At 33.1% G+C, this 16067-nt stretch carries 23 protein-coding genes and 1 pseudogene; 22 read left to right on the top strand and 2 right to left on the bottom strand.

Going from position 1 to position 16067, the window contains the following annotated elements; translation table 11 throughout:
- From HDT10_RS07450 to HDT10_RS07345, 22 genes and pseudogenes are all read left to right on the top strand, one after another.
- Nucleotides 1-246, top strand: a pseudogene (locus HDT10_RS07450) (type IV secretion system protein VirB9); the annotation flags it as partial.
- Entirely contained in the window at nt 243-1442 is a 1200-nt protein-coding gene (locus HDT10_RS07445) for a DNA type IV secretion system protein ComB10 (protein ID WP_290881804.1), read from the top strand. The pseudogene HDT10_RS07450 and the gene HDT10_RS07445, both read left to right, overlap by 4 nt.
- 10 nt (nt 1443-1452) lie before the next feature.
- Nucleotides 1453-1728: a hypothetical protein gene (locus HDT10_RS07440; protein ID WP_290881802.1), complete on the top strand. Its 276-nt coding sequence runs from the start codon at nt 1453-1455 to the stop codon at nt 1726-1728.
- On the top strand, nt 1721-2707 hold the full coding sequence (locus HDT10_RS07435; RefSeq protein ID WP_290881799.1) for an ATPase, T2SS/T4P/T4SS family: 987 nt from the start codon (nt 1721-1723) through the stop codon (nt 2705-2707). Before HDT10_RS07440 ends, HDT10_RS07435 begins: the two co-directional genes overlap by 8 nt.
- Nucleotides 2704-3066 (top strand): plasmid mobilization relaxosome protein MobC, encoded by a 363-nt coding sequence (gene mobC, locus HDT10_RS07430; RefSeq protein ID WP_290881797.1) that lies wholly within the window; start codon nt 2704-2706, stop codon nt 3064-3066. Before HDT10_RS07435 ends, mobC begins: the two co-directional genes overlap by 4 nt.
- Nucleotides 3066-5003 (top strand): type IV secretory system conjugative DNA transfer family protein, encoded by a 1938-nt coding sequence (locus tag HDT10_RS07425; protein WP_290881795.1) that lies wholly within the window; start codon nt 3066-3068, stop codon nt 5001-5003. The genes mobC and HDT10_RS07425 overlap by 1 nt, the downstream gene beginning before the upstream one ends.
- Nucleotides 5004-5093: 90 nt before the next feature.
- Nucleotides 5094-5312: a hypothetical protein gene (locus tag HDT10_RS07420; protein ID WP_290881793.1), complete on the top strand. Its 219-nt coding sequence runs from the start codon at nt 5094-5096 to the stop codon at nt 5310-5312.
- A gap of 88 nt (nt 5313-5400) precedes the next feature.
- Entirely contained in the window at nt 5401-6288 is an 888-nt protein-coding gene (locus tag HDT10_RS07415; RefSeq protein ID WP_290881790.1) for an ArdC-like ssDNA-binding domain-containing protein, read from the top strand.
- Nucleotides 6289-6389: 101 nt separating this feature from the next.
- Entirely contained in the window at nt 6390-6686 is a 297-nt protein-coding gene (locus tag HDT10_RS07410) for a hypothetical protein (RefSeq protein WP_290881787.1), read from the top strand.
- Nucleotide 6687: 1 nt separating this feature from the next.
- Nucleotides 6688-7848 carry a type IV secretion system protein gene (locus tag HDT10_RS07405; protein ID WP_290881785.1) on the top strand — a complete coding sequence of 387 codons (1161 nt, stop codon included), beginning with the start codon at nt 6688-6690 and terminating at the stop codon, nt 7846-7848.
- 14 nt (nt 7849-7862) lie between these two features.
- Nucleotides 7863-8075 (top strand): hypothetical protein, encoded by a 213-nt coding sequence (locus HDT10_RS07400; RefSeq protein WP_115550599.1) that lies wholly within the window; start codon nt 7863-7865, stop codon nt 8073-8075.
- A gap of 195 nt (nt 8076-8270) precedes the next feature.
- Nucleotides 8271-10241 (top strand): type IA DNA topoisomerase, encoded by a 1971-nt coding sequence (locus HDT10_RS07395; RefSeq protein ID WP_290881782.1) that lies wholly within the window; start codon nt 8271-8273, stop codon nt 10239-10241.
- Between the two features lie 29 nt (nt 10242-10270).
- On the top strand, nt 10271-10510 hold the full coding sequence (locus tag HDT10_RS07390; protein ID WP_290881780.1) for a hypothetical protein: 240 nt from the start codon (nt 10271-10273) through the stop codon (nt 10508-10510).
- 57 nt (nt 10511-10567) lie between these two features.
- On the top strand, nt 10568-11026 hold the full coding sequence (locus HDT10_RS07385; protein ID WP_290881778.1) for a single-stranded DNA-binding protein: 459 nt from the start codon (nt 10568-10570) through the stop codon (nt 11024-11026).
- 19 nt (nt 11027-11045) lie between these two features.
- Nucleotides 11046-11564, top strand: a complete 519-nt coding sequence (locus HDT10_RS07380; protein ID WP_290881776.1) for a thermonuclease family protein — start codon at nt 11046-11048, stop codon at nt 11562-11564.
- On the top strand, nt 11564-12280 hold the full coding sequence (locus tag HDT10_RS07375) for a hypothetical protein (protein ID WP_290881775.1): 717 nt from the start codon (nt 11564-11566) through the stop codon (nt 12278-12280). Before HDT10_RS07380 ends, HDT10_RS07375 begins: the two co-directional genes overlap by 1 nt.
- Nucleotides 12281-12757 carry an SAM-dependent methyltransferase gene (locus tag HDT10_RS07370; RefSeq protein ID WP_290881770.1) on the top strand — a complete coding sequence of 159 codons (477 nt, stop codon included), beginning with the start codon at nt 12281-12283 and terminating at the stop codon, nt 12755-12757.
- A complete protein-coding gene (locus HDT10_RS07365) occupies nt 12750-13046 on the top strand; it encodes a DUF5131 family protein (protein WP_290881767.1) in 297 nt (98 codons plus the stop codon). The genes HDT10_RS07370 and HDT10_RS07365 overlap by 8 nt, the downstream gene beginning before the upstream one ends.
- Nucleotides 13047-13049: 3 nt before the next feature.
- Entirely contained in the window at nt 13050-13892 is an 843-nt protein-coding gene (locus HDT10_RS07360; RefSeq protein ID WP_290881763.1) for a DUF5131 family protein, read from the top strand.
- Nucleotides 13870-14178, top strand: a complete 309-nt coding sequence (locus tag HDT10_RS07355; protein WP_290881759.1) for a hypothetical protein — start codon at nt 13870-13872, stop codon at nt 14176-14178. Before HDT10_RS07360 ends, HDT10_RS07355 begins: the two co-directional genes overlap by 23 nt.
- Before the next feature lie 7 nt (nt 14179-14185).
- Nucleotides 14186-14764, top strand: coding sequence for a YopX family protein (locus HDT10_RS07350; protein WP_290881756.1), 579 nt, complete (start codon nt 14186-14188; stop codon nt 14762-14764).
- 18 nt (nt 14765-14782) lie between these two features.
- Complete coding sequence (locus tag HDT10_RS07345) at nt 14783-15016, top strand: hypothetical protein (RefSeq protein ID WP_290881753.1); 234 nt, start codon at nt 14783-14785, stop codon at nt 15014-15016.
- Between the two features lie 62 nt (nt 15017-15078).
- On the opposite strand, the gene HDT10_RS07340 is transcribed toward HDT10_RS07345, so the two are convergent.
- On the bottom strand, nt 15079-15318 hold the full coding sequence (locus HDT10_RS07340; RefSeq protein ID WP_115550605.1) for a ribbon-helix-helix domain-containing protein: 240 nt from the start codon (nt 15316-15318) through the stop codon (nt 15079-15081).
- Complete coding sequence (locus HDT10_RS07335) at nt 15305-15967, bottom strand: ParA family protein (RefSeq protein ID WP_290881748.1); 663 nt, start codon at nt 15965-15967, stop codon at nt 15305-15307. Before HDT10_RS07335 ends, HDT10_RS07340 begins: the two co-directional genes overlap by 14 nt.
- Between the last annotated feature and the right edge of the window lie 100 nt (nt 15968-16067).

Genomic DNA, 16067 nt, shown 5'->3' with positions numbered 1-16067 from the left:
TTTGCAGTGATTGACAAACAAGATAGCCCAATAGAAACAAGAATCATAGGAGATTATCTCATTGCAGAGACCATTAATCCTAAATGGAGTATTAAAAGCGGGGATTCTTATGTGTGTGTAGAGAGAGTAGAATCCAAAAAGGATAAACCTGCACCTGCTAATTTGAATTTAGAACCAAAGATTGATAGTTATTCCAATCACAAATATTCTAAAACTCATAGAAAACTTTTAGGACTTCCTCAATGAAAAAAATGCAATTTACTTCTTGTTTTTTATCCCTTTCTTTACTCTTGCAACCGCTCTTTGCAGAGGATATTTTAGAATCCTCAAACGCACAGACAAAAGCCAAAGAAGTCATTAAGCAAATGCAAGAAAAACAAGAAGTTAAAAAGCAAGACTCTCAAGATTCTAAAATCCACAAAGAAAATTTGCAACACCTCTTTGATACAAAGTTTCCTGTTGATGATTACATTTATAAAGCGGGCAAAAGACAGCCAAATGAGAATGAAGCGATACAAGAGATTCTTTCTTTAATTGATGATGAAAACACAAAGGAACAAGTCAAAGAACAAATAGCAGAGCAAGAACAAAGTGATGAGGAAAAAGCACAAGAACAATTACAAAAAACTAAAGAACAAGAGGAAAAACTTAAGGCACAAAATCAACAAATTGCTAAAGAAGTGCAACTCACAGAGGAACAAAAACTAAAAGCACTCTTAAGAGACTCCATTTTAAGCGAGAGAAATTCAGAAATCAACACTTTCAATAAAAATTCTAAATTTGGAAGTGATGGCTTTTCTAATCAAAAATCACTAGATATTAGCACAAACGAGCATAGGCTTTATAGAAGCATTCGTGCAGGTAGATTAATCCCAGCCCTTTTAACTAGCGCAATCTCTAGTGATTTAAGCGGAATCGTAACTGCTCAAATTGAACAAGATATTTATGCTTCTATGGGAGAGGCAGTGTTGATTCCTAGAGGAAGCAAGGCAATAGGATTTTACAACAATGAAGTGAAAATGGGACAAAAACGCTTAGAGATTAAATGGAGAGAGATTATCACGCCTCAAGGAGTGAATATTATGCTAACTGATGCCATTGTAGCAGACAATATGGGAATGAGCGGGGCAGTAGGAAGCGTGAATAACAAATTTTTAGAAAGATATGGCATTGCTTATGGAATCTCCACGCTTACGAATGTGCTATTGCTTAGTGTTGCAGGCAAGATTGACAACGCAAATAATGGCTATTCAGAGGAAGTGTATTCACAAGCAAAAAGCGATATTAACACTATCGTGCAAGACATTATCTCAAGAAGTCAGCAGATTCAACCTACGATTGAAATTAAAAGTGGTAGCAGAATCTTTATTGTGCCGACCAATCATATGTGGTTTTCAAAGCCTAAAAACAATGAAGTGTTAATGAAATACTTTGTAGATTAAAGGAGAATAAATGAAAGAACAAGCTACAAAAACTATTTCGCAAGAGGAATTTTTAAATATCAAAAATCAATATTCTAACCTTGCAAAAAATAAACAAAAAGAGGAAAAGCTTAACACAAAGATTTTAGGACAGATTAAAGCGGTAGAAAAGGCAGAGGGAGAGTTTTTAAAAGAACAAGTGAAGCTCACTAAACTTTTAAACGAAAAAGCAAAACTGAGTGGCTCTGCAAATACTTTTGAAAATGTAAAAGATTCACAAAAACAACAAGAGGCGACCAATGAATAATTCCTTGCTTTTAAATAATGCTTTAGGTGTGTTAGAACCTTATTTAAATCAAGAAGCAAACGAGCTGATTTTCAATAAGCCAAAAGAAATGTTCATAGATAAGGGCGGAGAGTGGGAAACAATCACAGATGAGAGATTAGATTATAACTTCTTAGAGAACTTCTTAATTGAATTGGCTATTAAGCGCAATCAACTTTTTGATGAAAAGCATTGTCATCTCTCTTGTGAGTTACCAGCACCCTTTTTGCGTTATCGTGTCCAAGCACAGCACAAAAGCTCACTCTTTAATAGCGATATTTCTTTGTGTATTAGGATTCCAAGCAAAGAACAATTCCCATTAGAAAGCTTTGCTTTAGGGCAGTTATGCCTAGAAAAAGGTATCACTTATGAGAAAATTAGAAATATTGTTAGAAAAAAGCGCAACACGCTTGTAAGTGGTGGGACAGGAAGTGGAAAAACAAGCTTTTTAAATTCTTTAATGAGCGAAATTTCACTAAATGAAAGAATCGTAACGATTGAGGATAGTCAAGAATTACACATTGAAAATCCAAATAAAACACAACTTGCAGTGCCAAAAACTGAAAATGAAATCTACTCCTATGCAGAGGCGATTAATAATGCAATGCGTTTAAGACCCGATAGATTATTCTTGGGCGAGATTGATATTAGAAACACCTTTACATTTCTTAGAATTTGCAATACAGGACATGCAGGGAATCTAAGCACTATTCACGCAAACTCTCCAGAGGACGCTATTGAAGCAATTATTTCTAATATTATCTTAGGCGGAGGATTAAGCAATGCCGACACAAATATGCTGCTTAGACAAATTAAGACCGCGATTAAATACATTATTCAAATCAAAAGAATTGGTAAGCAAAGAGTGATTATAGATGTTGTTAATATTAAAAGAGAGCTAAGTAAAAAGCTAGGGATTCCTTATATTAAAGAGGAGGACGAGGAGGAGAATGAGATATGAAAGCAAACCCAAAACAAAGATTATTTTATCTCTCTCAAAGCTCTTATGAAATGCTAAATTCTTTAGCTAAAAAAGAACGCAAAAGCAAATCCGCAATGATTAGGAATCTAATCCTAGCAAAAAACTATGAAAATGTGTTGCAAGAATTGCAAAAAAGCAATGAAATTCTAACTGAAATGCTTTATCAAATCTCTAAATATGGAAGCAACTTAAATCAAATTGCTCATCATTTAAACACCGATATAAGCACAACTAAACAAGCTGGAGAGACAATAATTCCTTTAATGAATGAGGTTAAAGAACTATTAAATCACAATAAAAAAACGATTGAAAATCTATTGAAAAAGAGGAAAAACTAATGGAAAAACAACAGATAACAATTAAAAAATGGATTATCATTTTTTTAAGCACAATTCCTCTAGGAATAATATTTTATTTTTTAATGGTTAAAATTGTTTTTAATCCCGATATTTTAGCCATTCCAAAAGTGGCATTACAAATTTTTAATAATATTGGAAATCCCGCCTTAAAGTTAAAGGCATATTTCGCGCTATTTATGCTTTTTGCTCCCTTTCTTTTAGTAGTGATTTGGTTTTTTATGAATCGTCCAAGTTCAGCAGAGGATTATGGAAGTGCAAGATTTGCCAGAAAAGATGATTATGAGAAATTAGGAATTAGCCACGATAAAGGCTTGATTCTAGGCACACTCATAGAAAAAGATAAATATAAATTCATTCGTGCAGGAAAGCCTTTGGCAACTTTGGTTATCGCAAGTCCGGGAAGTGGAAAGACTGCGGGGATTATTATTCCAAATTTGCTTGTTGTGCCTAATTCTTGTATTGTTTTTGATATTAAAGGTGAGCTTTATGATAAAACAGCAGGTTACAGACAAGAAGTCTTTAAGAATGAGATTCAAAAATTCTCACCTTTTTCGTGGGATAACACGCTTTTTTATAATCCCTTTGACAACAAGATTATCAAGGATTTTGACTATGTGCTAATTAAGAAATTAGCAGAGCAAGTAGCCACTTTAATCTTTGTAGGCGAAAAAGGCAAAGAAAATGACCATTGGCTTGTAAGTGCTAAAACTTTATTTGTATTTTGGGCGGAATATTATATGCAAAAGAACAAGCACACAACGCTTTATGAAATTTATCAATCTCCTAAAATGGATTATTTCAATATGCTAGATGGGCGGTGGATTGACCAAGTGATGATTGAAAATCCAGATTCAGGAGAACTAGAGAGGAATTATGAGGTAAATTGTGAGAAGCTCTTTTTACAGCAAGTAAGTGAGGACGAATCCTTAGACACTAATACTAGAAACCAAGCAAACGCTTATATAGGAATGTTAGGCGGAACAGAAATTGGAAGTGTAAAATCTACCTTTGATACCTTTATGAAAGTTTTTTCAAATCCACAAGTAAAAAATGCTACTTCTAAAATGAGCTTTACTTATGAGGATTTGCGAGAGAAAAGAATCTCATTGTATGTAGTGATTCAAACAGAGGATATAGAAGTGCTAAAACCTTTGATTAGAATCTTTACAGAAAGCACCTTTATAAAGCTAATGAGTGGTGCAGAATGCCCCGACCCCAATAAATTTATCTATGTGTATTTAGATGAATTTGTGCGATTTGGGGCAATGAACTTTGTGCTAGAAGCTCCAGCCCTTTGTAGGAGTTATGGATTATTGCCTGTCTATATTTCACAAAGTTACGAGCAAATCTCTATTACTTATGGGCAAGAAAAAATGAAAGTGCTAAAAAATAATAGTGGCTATCAAGTGATTTTTACACTCAATAGTGAGGAGGACGCTAAGGCGACTTCCGATTTAATCGGAGACTTTACACACGAGAAAGCGAGTATCTCACAAGGCAGTTTTGATTTCTTTAAAAGCAATGTGAGTAAATCTAAAGAAGCCAAAAAACTTCTTAGCCCACAAGATTTAAAAAATCTAAGTAGTGATGATTTAATCGTGCTTATTAAGGGGTTTTATAAACTACCTGTGCCTTGTAAAGTGCCTTATTGGTTCAAAAATAAAGAATGGAATAATCCAAAAGATAAAAATTTTAAATGTGTCGTGGATTATAAAGTTAAAAACAACACAAGCTTAACAGAGGAGAGCAAGGAAACAGAAAACAAGGGAGATAGTGAAGATTCAAATAATGAATCCAGAATTGATACAAAAAATGGAGAAGCAACAGAAACAAACACAGAATCCCAAGAAAAAGCAGAAAACAAACAATCAGAAATGCGAGAAAAATACAAATCTCTAGGCATAGAAATAGAGTGAGGATTCTCTCTCTATACTCTAAGTTAGGTTTTTTACGAAGTTTAACTTAGGGTATAGCAATATACCCGAAAGATTCCTAAAGGAGAAACTATGACAATATCTGAAGCAGTAGCTAAAAAAAATGCAGAAAGACAGGCTAAACAATTAGCCGAACAAAATGCAGTCAATACTTACTCGGAGGCGGAAGATACACAGATTCCATTAACACAAGAGGAAGTAAAACTGATTGAGGAAAAATACGATTACCTTGATATTGATAAGAATGTCAATGGCGACCCATTCTTGCTTCCAAATGAAGTGGTGGAATAATGTATTTGTTACTTAAGTATAAAATAAAAATCACTTGTGAGCTAGACAATTCACAAGTTAAGAACTTCACTTTGAAAAAGGATAAATAATGGCAAGAAAAGCAGACAAATTAGAAAATCAAGAAGTTGCAACGCAAGTTGCAGAGCAAAGTAATTATGTTGCTTGGGAACAAAAAAGCAATGTGGAGCGAATGGAAAGCTTTAATGGCTATGTTAAAAGTATTCTTTTACATAGTATCAAAGAGAAAAAGCAAGTTTGGAGTAAAGAACAGAGTGCAAAAGACTTAGATAACTCTATTCCCTATAATGCTTCCACAGGGTATACCTTTAGCGGTGTGGAATCTTTGCTTTTACGAACACAAGCCGAGTTAAAAGGTTATAAAGAACCACAATTTATAACTATGCAACAAGGCAATTTTATGGGTGGTAAGCTCAAGAGAGCCTTAGACGAGAATGGCAATCCAGCCCTTACTAAAAATGGTAAAGACGCTTATGAGCAAGGAATAAAAGTCGCATTTTTACAAAGATATGACTATGTTCCAAAACTTGATAACGAGGGTAAAGAAATGACAAGAATCGCCCGAGATAAAGAGGGAAATCCTAAGCTTGACAAAGAGGGCAAGGAAATTACCGAGATTGTAAAAGAAAAGGTATTCTTAAAAGAACCACGACTTGAAACAATTACTCTTTACCACCCAAGTCAGTTTGAAGGTCTTGATACCAGCAAGTTAAAAGAGCGTAATTTAGAACCTTTACAAGAGTTTCGTGCAAAACAAAAGGAAAACAATTACGACTTAAGACCAAAAAACTTAGATAATCTTGGATTAGACAAAGAGACTACTAACCATTTGAAAAACTTTTTGACTGCGGAAATGAAAGGAATAGACTATGTTCCAATTCAAGAACAAAGCATTAACAAGCTTCAAACGCAAGTTAAAGGGCAACAACAAAAACAAGAAATGGGTAGAAGCTTGTAATCTTTAGGTTAGGAAGTAAGTAGGCAAGCAAGTTTTAAGATAAATCATAGACAACCCTTTAAGGATTCTTATCCTTAAGTTGTCTTAGGAAAGGAATAACAATGTTATTAGGATTAATTGAGTTTTTAGGATTAGAGATACTCAATCCAAAAGTAGATTCAAAAACAAAAAATATTGATAATAAAAAAGATTCAAATATTCCATATAAAATTGAAACGCAAGATTCTTTGATAGAGGATTATGCACAAGAACACCAAATCATCTCTTTTAAAAAACAAGAATCTTTTAATAATCAAGACACAGAAATTACACAAACAATAGAAATTATCCCATTAGGAAATAAAAAATCTTTAAAAAGAGTAGTTAATAAACAGGAAGTAGTAAGAGCAAGGAGGTAAAATGGAAGAAAATAGCATAAACATAAATGTAAAAGAATTGCTCAATGAAGTAGCTGGAGCTTTGCATAAAGTGATTCAACATTCCTATGAACCGATTTTTAGCGCAGTGCAAAATACACTCTATCATCAAGCCTCTTATACCATTATTCTTTTGGTGGTGATTTTTTGGTTATTAAAGCTTTTAAAAACAGGTTATCCTACACGAGAGGAACTCTTTGAAGCTGGAAAATGGATAGGGCTTGTTTGCTTTATTTATGCTATTTTTTATTCCTATGCAGGCTATATAGAATTTATCAAACTTTTAAATCTCCCTGCAAATTGGTTGAGAAATGCGACAGGCGGTTTGATAGAGGGAGATAATATTGTAGATATAGTTACACAAACCTTTAAAAAATTAGCCGAATTAAATGCGAGATTGTGGAATCAATTAATGGAGAATTATAAAAGCCAAATAACTATGGGGATTAAATTCAACGCAATTCTAGCTTCTTTCGGAATTTTACCTTTTTTGCTATTCTATCTTTCTTTTGCATTTTTAATGATTGGCATTATCCTCATCGTTCAAGTTTCAGGTTATATTGCTTTAATTGTTTTATCTATTGCACCCGTAATGATTCCATTGCTTTTTAATAGAAACTTACGAGCTTATTTTTTCTCTTGGTTGAAGCTTTATATTTCGTATTCTCTTTATGCGCCTTTGGCTCTTATAATATTAGGCGTTGCACTTGCTGTAATACAAAAAAGCCTAGAATTACCAGAGACAGAAATTAAAAGTATAGCTACAGGATTTATGAGTATTGCCTATCATTTTTCATCAGGATTAATTTTATCTGTGCTTTGTATTTATCTGCTTTTGCAGATTCCAAATTGGGTATCACAAGTTATGGGAATGCAGGGGTTTATTAATGGAGGTGTAGGAGCAGGTGTAGCTACAATGGCAGGAGCTAGTGTAGGTGCAGTAACAGGAGGTGCAGGAAGTATCGCAGGAGGAATGTTAGCCAAAGCTCAAGGTGGAAGTGCCTTAGCAGGCGCAATGAAAGGTGGATTTGGTGCAATGGCTAAAAATTTACCTGGTGCAAAAACCATAGGGAGCGCAATGAAAAGCGGAAAGAAAAGCGTAAAAGGCGAAAAAACTAAAGACGCAATCGCTTCAGTAGAGTAAAGAAAGGGGAATAGATGAAATCAAAAGTATTAGAGATTAAAAATAGCGAAAAAATCTTGTATTTGGCACTTGGATTGTTTAGTAATAAAGATTCTTTGGAGGTTTTTTTAAACAAATACCATTTAAAACAAATCACAACGCTAAAGAATCAAGGAGAGGCTAAAAAATATTGCAATTATGCCTTGCATTTTGGGTTGGTTGCAGAGATTAAAAAGAAATTTAAATAAAGGAATCACAAATGAATAAGTTAAGAAAATCCATTATGGACTCCTATGAAGTGAATTCCTCCCACACACCCAACTTAACAGCCAAAAAAAGCCCGACTGCAAAGAGCCGAGCTTTTACTTCACTACATAGGCGTTAAATCTTTTCTACCATTTAGTCAAAATGGATAGACACATTATAACACAAAGGAATACATAATGCAATTAAACAACACTCTTATCATCATTGAAAGCCCAAATAAGACTAAGAAAATCGCAGAGATTACAGGGGCTTTAGTTTTAGCTACCATAGGACACTTTAAAGGCTTAACAAATGAAATCGTGAAAGATTATGAATCTTATGAGCCCATTTTAGACTTTAAAGACGATAACGCAAAATATCGTATCAATCAAATCCTTAACGCCTCTAAAGGTAAAGAGGTTTATATCGCTACTGACCCCGATAGAGAGGGATATGGAATCGGATATATGGTTTATGAACTCATTAAAAATCTTGCAACGAGTATCAAAAGAGCAGAGTTTTTTGAGATTACAGAAAGTGGGATTGAAAAAGGGATAAAAGAGGCAATTCCATTCGCACAAAGCAATTTTAATGATTATGAGAGCTGGAAAGCAAGAGCGGTGAGTGATAAATTAGTAGGATTCCTCTTAAGCCCAAAATATATGAAACTTTGCAACGATAAAAACAATTCCATAGGGAGAGTGCAAACACCTGTTTTAAGCCTTATTGTAAGCAAAGAATTGCAAATCCAAGACTTTTTAAATTCTAGTGCAAATAAAAAAGTAGAATACAAAATAAAAGCCAAGTTAAAAAGCGGTAATTTAGAATTTTTGGCTTTAGGAGAGAATCTCTATGAGAGTAAAGAGGAAGCGCAAGAAACTCTAAACAAATTAAGTGCAACCAAAGAATCTTTTGTTTTCGCAAAAGAGATTAAAGAAACCCAAATTAAGCCCAAAGAGCCTTATAGAACTTCACAATTTCAAGAGGCTAGCAATCGTGTGTATGGCTTTGAACCTGAAACAAGTATGAAACTAGCCCAAGCCCTTTTTGAAAAAGGCTTAATCACTTATCATCGCACCGATTCTAATGCGCTTTCAAAAGAGTTTTTAGAGGAATTAGAATCACATTTGAAAGACAAAGAATATTATCAAAAGAGAGAATACAAGGCAGGAAGCCAAAGTCAAGCAGAAGCGCACGAAGCTATCAGAATCACACATTATCACGATTTAGATACGCTTGATTCTTTAATTGACAAAGAGGATTTTAAAGAAAACAAAGACAATCTCAAGAAAGCCTACAAGCTTATTTATTTAAATTCTATTGCCTCACAAGCCAAAAACGCCATTAATGAAAATATCATTTACGATTTTAGCATTACAACTTTTAGTTTTAAGGCAAAGGTTAGTAAATGTATCTACAAAGGATTTAAAGAAATTTCAATAGATAATGAGGAAGCGGAGACAGAATCACAAGAGTTAAATTTGAATTTAAACGAAAAGGATAGTGTTGAGATTTTAGGCTTTGAATTATATGAAGTTAAAAAACAAGCCCCAAAACACTACAAAGAAAGCAACTTTATCTCCCTTTTAGAGAAAAATGGAATCGGACGCCCAAGCACTTATGCTACTTATTTACCAAAGTTACTTGAGAGAGGCTACATTGAGATTGTGAAAAAAGGCAAGAGTAGCGATATTGTTGCCACAAAAAAAGGACTAGATTTTCTCTCCATTGTAAAAGTTAATGATGAATGGATTACACAAAGTGAATTTACAAAGCAAATGGAAAGCACACTTGATGAAATCTCACAAGGAAAAGTTAGCTATTTAGACTACATTAAACTCATTCATCAAAAGCTGGAATTTGCAGAAGTTAGCACCAAAGATTCTAATGCACCATTGCCACCAAAAGAGGGTTCTCTAAATCTTGCTAAAAAAATAGCAAAGGAAACAAATTTGGAATTACCAGAGGGGATTGAGAGCGATTATAGAATCTGCAACAAATTTATTGAGGAAAATAAAGATAAATCTAAAAGACCACCAAGTGAGAAGCAAATCAAATTAGCAGAGGATTTAGCAAATAAAAATAATTTAGAATTGCCAAAAGGCTATAAAGATGATTGTAAAGTATGTTCTGCATTCATTGATAAATGCTTTAAAAGCAAAAAATAAGAATATGGAATTAAGGAGGAAAAAATAAAATGACAAAGAAAGAATTAGAAAAAATCCTCAATGACAAAGATTTTAAAGAAACACAAGTTTATTTTGAACATCAAAATATCAATGTTGTTATCTATAAAAGAGACGACAATCTATACTCTGTCGTTAGTCATCACATTTGTTATCCAGCTGAAACAATGTTGAAACAAGAATACAAAACGATTCAACAAATATTTGAATCGTGGCTCTTTAGAAAAGTATTAAAAAATAGTTTTAAATAGTTTTAACTATTTTTTAACATTTTTTAAATGTTAAATATTGTTTTTAAAGGATACACAATGAATCAAGTTACACTATGTGGGAATTTAGGTAGAGATTTTGACCTCTCTTATACGCAAAATGGACTTCCTTATGCGAAAAACTCTCTTGCAATCTCAAAGAGAACTACAAAGAAAGAGGGAAATGAGACAATCACAAAAGACCGCACAGATTGGATTCCCTTAACAATCTTTGGCAAGAGAGCTGAAATCGCTTATCAATATTTCAAGAAAGGTGATAAGTTTTTATGCAATGGAGAGATTTACACCTCTGTTTATTCTGACGAAAATGGACAACCAAAATATTCGTGGGAAGTGTTAGTAAAAAGCTTTGAATTTGTAACTTCCAAAGCAAAAGAGACACAAAATGAACAAAATGCACAACCTGAACCTGAAATTGTTTATGAGGGAACACAAGCTCCACAACAGCAAATTGAGGAAATGGCACAAATAGCAGAAAATGCCGAGATTCCTTTTTAACAAAAGTCTAAGGAATTTTATGAGGATTTCAAAGTTTTTAAAATTGAATCTTAAGGGGACTTTCTCCCCTTTAAAATTTGCGATGATTATTTTATTTATCTTGTATGGCTTATCTCTCATTGTAGGAGATTTAAACAAAGAGATTCAAGGCGAGATTATTAAAGTTTATGATGGCGATACTATCACACTTTTTCAAAATCAAGAGAAAGTAAAGATTAGGCTTTATGGCTTAGACGCACCAGAACTAAATCAAAGATTTGGAAAAGAAGCAAGAGAATATCTTTTAAGTTTGTGTCCTTTGCACGCACAAGCAAAAGTAAAAATAATAGATAAAGACAAATATAAAAGAGTAGTTGGAATCGTGTATTGCAATGGAATCAATGTGAATGAAAAGCTTGTAGAAAATGGATTTGCTTGGGCTTATAGAGAATACTCTAATGATTATGTTGTTTTGGAAAACAAAGCTAGAAAAAACACTATGGGATTATGGGGCGAAGCAAATCCACTTAAACCTAGTGAGTTTAGGAGGAAACAATAATGGCAGAAAAAAATCCAGAAATTGAATTTGAATTACTTTTCAAGCTTAGCGAGTTAGCCTCAAAAACAGGCTTCAAAATAGAGCAAGATAAAAACAATAAGAATTTATTTTATCTTACAGAACCCAATGCTACAATACCTTTTACAGCATTAGATTATAACAAGGAGAGTGAAAATGCAAGAGCCTATTTTACCACAAGCACATTACGAGAATGTTCCGATATATTCCTTAGACGAGTTAGAGAAATTATCGGAAAAAGAATTGCAAGAAGCAGAGCAGAGAGCAGAGAAAGCGAGGATTTACAGGCAGGAAGCAGAGCAGAGAGCAGAGAAAGCGAGGATTTACAGGCAGGAAGCAGAGCAGAGATTAGCAGAGGCAAGGAAATTGGGACAAGAGATAGAGAGTTTCATCAATTTTATGACAGCAAAATATGCCAACAAAAATTAAGCTTACAAGAAAGAATAAAGATACACGAATTTAGCAAAAAGATTGAGAAACAATACAAACAAACCCCAGCCTACCGACAACAAGCACACAAAGCCTATAAAAAACAAAGTGAGATTCCTTTGGAATTCTCACAAAAACAACCCCCAAATTATGAAGCAATACAAGCACAAAAAGAAGTAAGTAAAGTAAAAGAATCACCTAAAAAGGATTCCAGAACACTAGAAAAACCTAAGCCCACAAAAGAGCAATCTTTAGGTAGGGGACGATAAATGAAACCTATCCTTGATGTGTGCTGCGGTGGCAGAATGTTTTATGTGGATAAAGAGAATCCTAATGTGCTGTTTTGCGACAAAAGATTCTTTGAAACTACCTTTAAAAAAGTGGGTAAAGACGAAAAGTTTAGCGTTAAGCCCGATAGGATTGTAGATTTTAGGGATTTACCTTTTGAGAATGAAAGTTTTTATTTAGTGATTTTTGACCCTCCGCATATTCTAAGAGGAAGCCAAAAATCCTTTATGGTGCAAAAGTATGGGAAGCTTGATAAATCCTATCGCGAGGATTTAGCTAAGGGATTTTGTGAATGTATGCGAGTGCTTAAGAGTAATGGCACTTTGATTTTTAAATGGAGCGAGGCACAAATTGCACTAAGCGAGATTCTAAAGTGCTTCAATCAAGAGCCCTTGCTTATGCAAAAGACTTCCAAAACCTCACACTTTTGTGTGTTTTATAAGGAGAGATATGAGTAAGATACAATGGACTAACAAAACTTGGAATGTTATCACAGGTTGCACACAAATAAGTCCTGCGTGTGATAATTGTTATGCAAAAGCAATGACTAAGAGATTGCAAGGTATGGCTAAAAAAGAAGCTCATAAATCTATGTTGTGTGAGTTTTGTCGTCAAGAAATGAGCCAAAGGTGCGATAGTAAGTATCATCTGAATATGTATCAATGCCTTTGTAGAGAGAACAACGCAATATTTAAAAGATTGCCAAAATACTATTTAGGTTGGGATAAAGTTGTATTCCATAAATAATCCTTGAATGATATTTTAGACAAAAAGAAATATCCAAGCGGAAGTAAAATCTTTGTAAATTCTATGAGTGATACTTTTCACGAAAATATAAGCGATAGAGACTTGGTAGCTCTATTTGATTCTATGGTAAAAAGAAAAGATTTGACTTTTCAAGTGCTGACTAAGAGGGCAGATAGAATGTTGGAGTTTTTTAAAGAAGCTTTAATCTATGCGTATGATGAAAATAATATCATTGATGATTTACAGCATATTTGGTTTGGTGTAACTGCTGAAAATCAAGAGTGTGCAGATAAGAGAATCCCGCAACTTTTAGAATTAAAAAGAATATTAGATAACAAAATTAAATGCTTTGTTTCCTTAGAGCCTCTACTAAGTGAGATTGATTTAGCTTCTTATTTAGATATGTTAGATTGGGTAATCGTAGGGGGAGAGAATATACCAAATAATCCAAACAAAGCAAGACTTATGAAACTTGAATGGGTGGAATCTATTTACGATAAATGTAAGATTAAAGATGTGCCATTCTTTTTTAAGCAATGGGGAAACACGGACGCTTATCGCGAACGCATAGTGCGCTATATAGAACGCTGCAAAGAGTTTCCATATCAAAAAGAATGGATTGTAGAGGTAAGTGGCTGTGGTAGCAGTAATTTTTACGAAAAAGTTGAATTTGATACACAAAAAGAAGCACTTGCCTATCGTGCGAATGAATATGTGAGTCGTAGAATTTTTCATAAAGATACTAATAGACTAGCAAGAGAACACAGAGAAAAGCTAGAAAAACGCACACAAAAAAGAGCCTCCAAGAGATTAAGGAGAAATAATGAAATTCTATCAAAACAATAAATTGGTTGCCACATTGGAAAAAACAAGTGCTTGTCTAGGCGAAAATAAAAAAACTAATAAAATAGAAATGCTAGGCTGCATTTGGGAATTAAAAGACAACAGAAACAATCTCATTGACAACCTTATCCTAGATTTTGAAGTTAAGGTTTTTAATGCAGAAATGCTTAGGGTTGTATGCAAAGAATTCAAAAGAAAATTAGCCTTAAGTGATGAGGAAGTAGAAATTATTGCAGACAATCAAGAGGAACTAGAAAAACAAAGAATTGTTCTAGATATAAAGGAGTAGAAAAATAATGCCAACAAAATTAATTTTTAGAGTTTGGAGCTATTATCATAGGAAATATTTGCCTTTAGAGTTTAAAGGAAGTGAGCTTTATATGAATGCTTTTGGGTATATCGGTTACACCAACCCAAAAAATGATAATCCTTGCTTACCGCAAGATGAATTAAGAATTGAACTATTCTCTGGATTCTATGACAAAAATGGCACTAAAATTTATGAGGGAGATATTGTGCATATTAAACCTAATGATTTGGAGGATTTTATAGATTTTATAGATTTTAGAAAAGATAAAGGATATTTTCTTGGTGCTTGGGGCAATGACGATGATTGGATAGATGATGATTTTTGTAGAGGTCGTTGTCAAGTCATCGGCAATATCCACGAAAACAAAGAATTAATAGATTTTATGGAAAGGCACAACAATGAATGGGAATTATTCTATAAAAGAAAAGATGAGGATTGGTTAGACTTCTTAAAGCAAAAACATAAAGACTTCGTAGCAGAAGAAGAGTTTTTCAATAAAAAATATTGTGATTTAGAAACAAAACTTAGGCACAAATTAGAACAAGAGTTAAAAGAAATTCTCTGAATTGTTAGGAGGTAAGAAATGAAACAAGAAATAAGGAAATTTTGGATTGTGTTTTTCGGGATTCATTTTGTAGGAATTGCAGGAAATATTTTGCTTTATCATTTTGGTTTGCCAAATTCTATTGATAGCATTTTGGAATCTTTTAGGAAGCAAGAATATTATCTCTTGTGTATTTATTTTCTTTGTTATGGTTGCTTTTGCTTTTTATTATATTTGATGATAGGATTAAAAGAAATGAGAAAGGCAGAGTAAATGGTTATGTATTTTGTAATGCCAAAAAATAAGTGAAATTTTGACATTACAGAGTGTTAAATCTACTCAAAAAGACTTGAAGTAATATATTGACTAACACTTAATCGCTTCTTGTCTGCTCTTTCTTTGATGATTTGATAATCACTTTCGGAGAAATAAAGGCTCACCATTTTTGTTTTCTTTTGCTCTAAGTCTTTTGGTTTTCTACCAACCTTAGAGACTTCTTTTTTATTGTTAATGAAATTTTCTATTTTGCTTTCACTCACTTTTTTCTTTTTAGCTTCAAATTTATTTGTTCCCATTGATATTCCTTTCTAGCTCTTGAAATACTTGTAAAAATTCCTCTTGCGCTTTTCTGGAGTTTTTTAAATTTTCTGTGATACCTTTGCCTTGCAAAATAGATTCTTTGTAAGCTTCTCTCTCATACAGAATAGAATCTAAAAGACAAAAATCTTTTTTTGTATTCTTGCTTTTTAAAAACTCTTGAAATTCTTTAATTTTATTTTTTAAAAATGGATTAGAATTTGCCTTTGTGATTACAACAAATCCTTTGAGTTTCTTTTGAATCTTTTTAGCTTCTTTTAGATAATCTAACATTTTATCCAACACAGAAGCGTCTAATCCATTAGGAATTGTTGGAATGATACAAATATCACTATAAATCATTGCGCTGCGCATTTCTTTAGAATCTCTACCGCCTGTATCTATTACAATATTCGCATAATTTTGTAATGCTTGTGTGATAAGAGATTGCAATTCCTCATTATTGCTGCTTTTAAAATCAAAAGGCATTTTATTCTCATCTCTGAAAGATAGAAATGCGTTAATGCTTTTTTGCGGGTCTAAATCAATAAGGAGGGTCTTATTTTTTGTATTCAATTTTGTAGCAAGATTAATAGCTAAAGTTGTCTTGCCGCTTCCCCCCTTTTCATTACAGATGGAATAAATCATTGCTGAATCCTTGTTTTAATAGATTGTGAAATTATAATCTGAATTGTTTTAAAAAATATTGAAATGTTTAAAATGTTTAATTAAAAGTTTTAAATGTTTT

This window comes from Helicobacter sp. (genome assembly GCF_014799995.1).
In the GTDB taxonomy this organism is placed as follows: domain Bacteria; phylum Campylobacterota; class Campylobacteria; order Campylobacterales; family Helicobacteraceae; genus Helicobacter_D.
This window is presented reverse-complemented; position numbering and strand designations above follow the sequence as displayed.